This window comes from Pseudomonas reinekei, assembly GCF_001945365.1.
In the GTDB taxonomy this organism is placed as follows: domain Bacteria; phylum Pseudomonadota; class Gammaproteobacteria; order Pseudomonadales; family Pseudomonadaceae; genus Aquipseudomonas; species Aquipseudomonas reinekei.
Genome location: NZ_MSTQ01000001.1, coordinates 585,347 through 592,223 on the forward strand (window position 1 = coordinate 585,347; position 6,877 = coordinate 592,223).

At 57.4% G+C, this 6,877-nt stretch carries 6 protein-coding genes and 1 pseudogene; 6 read left to right on the plus strand and 1 reads right to left on the minus strand.

Going from position 1 to position 6,877, the window contains the following annotated elements; all coding sequences use genetic code 11:
• The first annotated feature begins 151 nt into the window (after positions 1-151).
• From BVK86_RS02630 to BVK86_RS02645, 4 genes and pseudogenes are all read left to right on the plus strand, one after another.
• The gene (locus BVK86_RS02630; RefSeq protein ID WP_075944929.1) at positions 152-838 is read left to right on the plus strand and encodes a hydrolase; all 687 of its coding nucleotides are present in this window, start codon (positions 152-154) and stop codon (positions 836-838) included.
• 63 nt (positions 839-901) lie between these two features.
• A complete protein-coding gene (locus BVK86_RS02635; RefSeq protein WP_075944930.1) occupies positions 902-1,480 on the plus strand; it encodes a putative antibiotic biosynthesis monooxygenase in 579 nt (192 codons plus the stop codon).
• 137 nt (positions 1,481-1,617) lie between these two features.
• Positions 1,618-3,459, plus strand: a complete 1,842-nt coding sequence (locus BVK86_RS02640; protein WP_162279038.1) for an amidohydrolase — start codon at positions 1,618-1,620, stop codon at positions 3,457-3,459.
• Between the two features lie 146 nt (positions 3,460-3,605).
• Positions 3,606-3,996: pseudogene (locus BVK86_RS02645) on the plus strand (VOC family protein).
• A 287-nt stretch (positions 3,997-4,283) separates the two neighbouring features.
• Here BVK86_RS02645 and BVK86_RS02650 read toward each other — a convergent pair.
• Positions 4,284-5,258, minus strand: a complete 975-nt coding sequence (locus tag BVK86_RS02650; RefSeq protein WP_075944932.1) for a TerC family protein — start codon at positions 5,256-5,258, stop codon at positions 4,284-4,286.
• Between the two features lie 446 nt (positions 5,259-5,704).
• On the opposite strand from BVK86_RS02650, the gene BVK86_RS02655 reads away from it, so the two are divergent.
• Positions 5,705-6,520, plus strand: a complete 816-nt coding sequence (locus BVK86_RS02655; RefSeq protein WP_075944933.1) for a DUF1206 domain-containing protein — start codon at positions 5,705-5,707, stop codon at positions 6,518-6,520.
• Between the two features lie 224 nt (positions 6,521-6,744).
• Positions 6,745-6,877 (plus strand): transposase (locus BVK86_RS02660; protein WP_139315740.1); only part of this gene is annotated, 133 nt, incomplete at its 3' end.

Consider the following 6,877-nt stretch of genomic DNA (forward strand, 5'->3'; position numbering starts at 1 on the left):
CACACCAACGGTATCTGGATATCGGCTAAGTTGAAGTTGAATCACGGGCCGTGATCGTTTTGAAATCTCCGTCGCCTAACTTGGAAATAACGAAGCACAGCGGCCGCCAGTATTTGCTTTAAGACCATCGATTTACTGACAGGTAACTATAATGAATAATCAAAAAACCGAAGTCTTGACCCCCCAGAACAGCCAGCTGATCTTCATCGACCAGCAGCCACAAATGGCCTTCGGCGTACAGAGCATCGACCGGCAAACCCTGAAAAACAACACTGTAGGCTTGGCCAAAGCAGCCAAAATTTTCAACATTCCGACTACTATCACCACGGTGGAGACGGATAGTTTTTCCGGTCACACCTATCCCGAACTGCTCGCCGTATTCCCCGATGCGCCAATTCTGGAGCGCACCTCGATGAATTCGTGGGACGACCAAAAAGTCCGCGATTCGCTGAAGAAGAACGGCCGCAACAAGATCATCGTCTCCGGCCTGTGGACCGAGGTGTGCAACACCACCTTCGCCCTCTCGGCCATGCACGATGCCGGCTACGAGATCTACATGGTCGCCGATGCTTCTGGTGGCACCACACAGGAAGCACATGACTACTCCATGCAGCGCATGATCCAGGCCGGCGTGGTACCGGTGACCTGGCAACAGGTGCTGTTGGAGTGGCAACGCGACTGGAAGAATCGCGACACCTACGACGCCGTCATGGCACTGGTCAAAGAGCACTCTGGCGCCTACGGCATGGGCGTGGACTATTGCTATACCATGGTTCACAAGGCACCTGAGCGTGTGGAACATGGCCCGACCCTGGCACCCGTTGCCGCACCTATCTGAGCCAATGCCAGCCCCCATACCGGGGGCTGGTCCCCAACTCGCAATAGATGCGGAGACAGCTGAATGAATGAGACATCCGCGGATACCGTCACCCTGGTGGTACGTCATCAGGTCAGCCAACAGCATGAAGCTCTCTACGAAACCTGGCTGCGGCAAATCATCGAAACCGCCGGTCGTTGTAATGGTCATCTGGGCGTCGATGTGGTGCGTGAACGCCAGGCCGGCTTCGTGAACTTCACCAGCGTGCTGCGTTTTGACCAACTGCAACACATGAAGAGCTGGATCGATTCCGAAATACGCAAACAGCTGGTCACCAAGGTGCAGCCCTTACTGCATGCTGGTGACAATACCGAGGTCCTGCTGGGCAAGGATTTCTGGTTCGTACCTGGCAACGCCCAAGAGCCACCACCGCGCTGGAAACAGGCCGTTGTGACTTTCTTGGTGATCATGCCGCTGAGCATACTCGTACCACTTTTATGGCAACCCGTGTTCGGCCTTGTCCCTTGGCTCACCGGCCACCTCATGAGCACACTGCTGATTACCCTGAGCATCGTCTTACTCGTGGTGTACTTGTTCATGCCCATTGCCACGCGTGTGTTTGCCGCTTGGCTGGCCCCCGAGCCCAAGGCTGGTCAGCCATGACCCATGAATCTTTTGACCACAAGCGCCGGCGCCTGCTCGCCGCTGGCGGGGTACTAGGTGCTGCTGGAGCCATCTGGTCCGCCCTGCCCATTTACGCTTTCGCCAACGAATCCTTCAGCAGTTCCCAAGGAGGCGCCATGAGTGCCGATCTCATCCTGTTTAACGGTCGCCTGCACACGGTCGACCCCGAGAAGCCACACGCCAGCGCTGTGGCTATCAAGGACGGCCGCTTCATCGCCGTGGGTAGCGATGCCGAAGCCATGGCCCTGCGCGGCGACGCCACCCGCGTGGTCGACCTGCAGAAGCGCACCGTTATCCCAGGCCTCAATGACTCTCACCTGCACCTGATCCGCGGTGGCCTCAACTACAACCTGGAACTGCGCTGGGAGGGCGTGCCGTCGTTAGCCGATGCCATGCGCATGCTCAAAGAGCAGGCTGATCGCACGCCGACGCCACAATGGGTGCGCGTAGTCGGTGGCTGGACCGAATTTCAGTTCGCCGAGAAGCGCCTTCCGACACTGGATGAGCTGAACATGGCTGCGCCGGATACCCCGGTTTTCGTCCTTCATCTTTACGATCGCGCGCTACTCAACCGCGCCGCGTTGCGCGCTGTAGGCTACGATAAGAACACCCCCGCCCCTCCCGGCGGCGAAATACAGCGTGATGCCAGCGGCGTGCCCACTGGTATGCTGATCGCCCGGCCCAATGCGCTGATCCTCTACGCCACCCTGGCCAAGGGGCCGAAGCTGCCGCTGGAATACCAGGTCAACTCCACACGACAGTTCATGCGTGAACTCAATCGTCTGGGCGTGACCAGTGCGATTGACGCCGGCGGCGGCTACCAGAACTATCCGGACGACTATCAGGTGATCCAGGAGTTGGCTGAGAGGGACCAGCTCACTGTACGCATTGCCTACAACCTGTTCACCCAAAAGCCCAAAGAAGAGCTGACCGACTTCAAGAACTGGACTGGCAGCGTCAAGCTGCACCAAGGCGACGATTTCCTGCGTCACAATGGCGCCGGCGAGATGTTGGTGTTCTCCGCCGCCGACTTTGAAGACTTCCTCGAGCCGCGTCCGGACTTGGCGCCGACCATTGAAGATGAACTGGAGCCGGTGGTACGCCATCTGGTCGAGCAGCGCTGGCCGTTCCGCCTGCACGCCACTTATGACGAATCCATCTCGCGCATGCTCGACGTGTTCGAGAAAGTCGATCGCGACATTCCCTTCAACGGGCTGCCGTGGCTGTTCGACCATGCCGAGACCATTAGCCCACGCAATATCGAGCGCGTTCGTGCTCTCGGTGGCGGCATTGCCATACAGCACCGCATGGCCTTCCAGGGCGAGTACTTCATTGACCGGTACGGCGCCAAATCCGCCGAGACCACGCCGCCTATCCAGCGCATGCTGGCTGAAGGCGTGCCGGTTGGCGCCGGTACCGATGCCACCCGTGTGGCCAGCTACAATCCCTGGACCGCGTTGTACTGGCTGGTCAGCGGCAAGACCGTTGGTGGCACCACGCTCTACCCGCAGGGCCTGCCACGCGCCACCGCCCTGCAGTTGTTTACCCACGGCAGCGCCTGGTTCTCCAGCGAGCAAGGCAAGAAGGGCCAGATTCGCGTAGGCCAGCTCGCCGACCTGGTGGCCTTGTCGGCGGACTTCTTCAGCGTCGAGGAAGAGCAGATCAAATGGCTGGAATCGGTGCTGACCGTGGTCGGTGGCAAAGTGGTGCATGCCACCAGCGAGTTCGACAAACTGGCTCCGCCGACCCTGCCGGTGATGCCCGACTGGTCGCCTGTTGCCATCGTGCCAGGCCACTGGAGCCCCCACGCCGCGCCGCTAACCGCCAGTATCCACCAGTGCATCGGTTCCTGCGCTGTGCACCAGCATCAGCATGACCGCGCGCGCCGCAGCAGCGTGCCGGTCAGCGACTACCAGGGTTTCTGGGGCGCCTTCGGCTGCTCGTGCTTTGCATTCTGACATGGTCAGCGTAAAAGCCTCGCGGGGGGGGGCGCGCGCTCAACCACAGTGCTTTCCGCTGAATTTGGCTGGCCAGCCATCGCCTCGAACATCGGCACCTGGATGTAGGAGGTAAGCGCCGGCTCGCTGATGACCAGCCTGGGACGATCAATCTGGAGAGCAGCTTAGCTTTTTGGGTTTCTTGTCTGGGGTTCAAGGTAACTTATCAACGCCCGGAAGATGGATTTGCATACCTTAATTTGAATGGCACTCAAGTAATGCTTGAGTAGTGATTCGGATGCGGGTCAATGGTTGACAGCGTCGTTGACGAGGCTGTTTGGAAGAGGCATGAACCTACAGATTGATGTTGAAGCTGTCGCCCCTATCATCGAAAAACTTGATCAGGCTGGATTTTCACTCTACCGAGAATGCAAAGACACTTGGTATCAAGCTGAAAATGTAGAAGTACGTCAGCGAGAATTCATCGTCCAGGATGTCGACGGTTATCTCGTAAGGTTGGTAGAGCGGTTGGGCGAGCGACTGGCTTGCTCAATCTGAATCTGGGCCAAGCCGACCGTTAACTTCAGGTCGTAGTGGACAAGTCGAACGTCCACATGGCCGGCTGCGCCCTTCGTGTTAGTCAGAGCGCGCCTTGACCTTGCGAAGGTCTTTGTCCACTGATTGCTCCTGGCTGCTTTCAGCCAGTTGCGACAGGCTGAATATCGCCTGAAAAGATCATTCACTGGATCCGTGACGAGGCGATTTGTGAAGACAAGTATTCGGGAAGGTCATTGATTTCCGGTAGCCTGGGTCAAATCCACATCGGCGCCAACATTTCTGATTCATCATTGCTCTCCCGTAACCCGTGTTTTGCTCTTCGTTAAAGTCAGGCTCAACAGGACGGAAATCAAGATGATGCCGCCGACTGTGGACAGCGACCATTGGATCGGCACGTGCCACCAGGGCGCGACCAGCATCTTGCCGCCGATGAACACCAGCACGATGGCCAGGCCATATTTGAGCAAGTGAAAGCGGTCGGCCATGTCGGCAAGCAGAAAATACAGTGCACGCAGGCCCATGATGGCGAAGATGTTGGAGGTGAACACGATGAAGGGGTCGGTGGTGACGGCAAAAATAGCCGGGATGCTATCCACCGCGAACACCAGGTCGCTGGCCTCGACCAGTACCAGCACCAGGAACATCGGTGTCGCCCAGAGCAGGCCGTTCTGGCGCACGAAAAAGCGCTCGCCGTGAAAGCCATCGGTGATGCGAATATGACTACGCAGCCAGCGCAGCAAAGGGTTCTTCTCGAGGTCTGGCTGCTGGTTGGCGAAGATCAGCATCTTGATGCCGGTGATGACGAGGAAAGCACCGAAGACATAAAGCAGCCAGGCAAACTCCTGCACCAGCCAGACACCGGCGAAAATCATACCGGCGCGCATGACGATGGCGCCGAGCACGCCATAGAGCAGGACTCGGCGCTGCAACTCTGGTGGCACGGCGAAGTAGCCGAAGATCATCACGAAAACGAACATGTTGTCGATCGACAGCGACTGTTCGATCAGGTAGCCGGTGAGAAATTCGAGCGTTGTTCGCTTGGCCACTTCGGCGCCGACATGGCTGTGCAGATACCACCAGAGCAGAGCGGCGAAGACCAGTGCCAGGCTGACCCAGGCGATGACCCAGGCCAGCGCTTCGCGGACCGAAACACGATGCGCCTTGCGCCCCCCGAAGACGAACAGATCGAGCGCCAACATGGCAAGGACGAACACGATGAAGGCGGCCCACATCCAGGATTGGCCAACGCTGATGGCGGTCATTTACTGTCTCCGTATGAAGCAGCAATAGGCTGGTGGGGCCATGCTAACGAGCCAGTTACCACAACAAAAATCGTTTATTCGTGGGGAATAGTTCGTTTTTTACGAAGTATTGATTAAGGTGTTCAACGACCCGCAACCGCATTGGTTAAGCCCCGTGGTCAAGGCAGGTGGCGTGGCGCGCTTACAGAAGTCCCGTCTTCTGCTCGATTGTGATGGGCAGGAAAAGGCATCAATGTGACCACCCAAGTTGCTTTGACCCGCGACCCGTTGCAAGCGGTCCTTGAGCCTGTGGCTGAAATGCAGCCGGACCTGATCATCAAGGACGCCCATCATGAAACAGCACTCAAACGCGGATTCGTCGCCCCTTTGGGTCCAAACGAGTCGCTTTATCGAACCCCTTGCGAAGCAATGAGTCTGTTGTTGTATAAGCCCTCGGAAATAATCCAATGTCCGCTCAACACACCCTTGTCGTCCTCGCTCGGGGCGGATATGCCGCTCGAGGTGTTCTGTATCTGATCATTGGTATCTTCGCTCTGCTGGCGGCTCAAGACTCGACAAGGCCAAAAGACAGTCACAAAGCCCTTGAGGCCTTACTGAGCCAGCCTTTCGGATATGTCCTCGTCGGCCTGGTCGTGGCTGGTTTACTCGCCTTTGCCGGGTGGCGAGTGCTGCAAGCGATTCACGACGTCGATCATCACGGTACGAAATTCAAGGGTTTGGTGATTCGGGCAGGTTTGTTGGCGGGAGGTTTGGTTAACGGTGCGCTTGCGTTTTTTGCAGTGGGCCTCCTGATCACTGGCGTGCGGAGTTCAGGCCGCTCCGCAGGTGGGGAGACAAAGGATTTACTGGCCCATCTTTTGTCCTGGGATCATTCAAACCTGTTGATCTACTTCGTGGCCCTCATCCCGTTAGGCGTAGGCGTTGCTCACATCATCAAGGGATGGAAGGCGTCGTTCGAGAAGTACTTTGAGGCTGATGAAGACGTCATGCGTTATATACGCCCCGTGTCTCGATTTGGACTCATCGCCCGAGGCGTGGTGTTTATCGAGATCGCCCTGCTTCTGGCGATAGGCGGTTCCCGCTATAAGGCCACGGATCCCCCTGGCATGAAGGAAGCCCTAGATGCTCTGCAGAACCTGCCAGCCGGAGCCTTGATTTTGATGGTGATGGCACTGGGTTTAATCGCTTTTTCGGCTTACAGCTTCTCCGAAGCTGCCTGGCGCAAAATAAACATGGATGTGCCCGGCGTCTCTGGATCTTAGTCGCCCGCCCCTATTCCTGGCGCTTCATCGGCGTGCTGCCAGAGGGTGCATCGAGCATTCCGGCGGAACATACCGTCAGAACGTGTAAAGGTCTTGACTCTCGGGTGTAGATCGAAGTTCTGTCGGATGTGATTCCGTCACGTTGAATTCGCGGGTCAATTGTAGTGGTCTAATGAAACCGGACACCCATATAGGCGAGAATGCTCGCCAGATCGAGGTGTCAGATGACCAAACAACGCCGTACCTTTTCCCCTGAGTTCAAACGCGAGGCTGCCGACCTCGTTCTCAAGCAGGATTACAGCTTCATTGAGGCCAGCCGCTCGCTTGGTGTCGGCGAGTCTGCTTTGCGCCGATGGG

Bases quoted from the DNA above. Each gene is read 5' to 3' on its own strand.
- BVK86_RS02635 (WP_075944930.1), top strand. From the start codon at position 902: ATGAATGAGACATCCGCGGATACCGTCACCCTGGTGGTACGTCATCAG.
- BVK86_RS02650 (WP_075944932.1), bottom strand. From the start codon at position 5,258: ATGACCGCCATCAGCGTTGGCCAATCCTGGATGTGGGCCGCCTTCATC.
- BVK86_RS02655 (WP_075944933.1), top strand. From the start codon at position 5,705: ATGTCCGCTCAACACACCCTTGTCGTCCTCGCTCGGGGCGGATATGCC.
- BVK86_RS02630 (WP_075944929.1), top strand. From the start codon at position 152: ATGAATAATCAAAAAACCGAAGTCTTGACCCCCCAGAACAGCCAGCTG.
- BVK86_RS02640 (WP_162279038.1), top strand. From the start codon at position 1,618: ATGAGTGCCGATCTCATCCTGTTTAACGGTCGCCTGCACACGGTCGAC.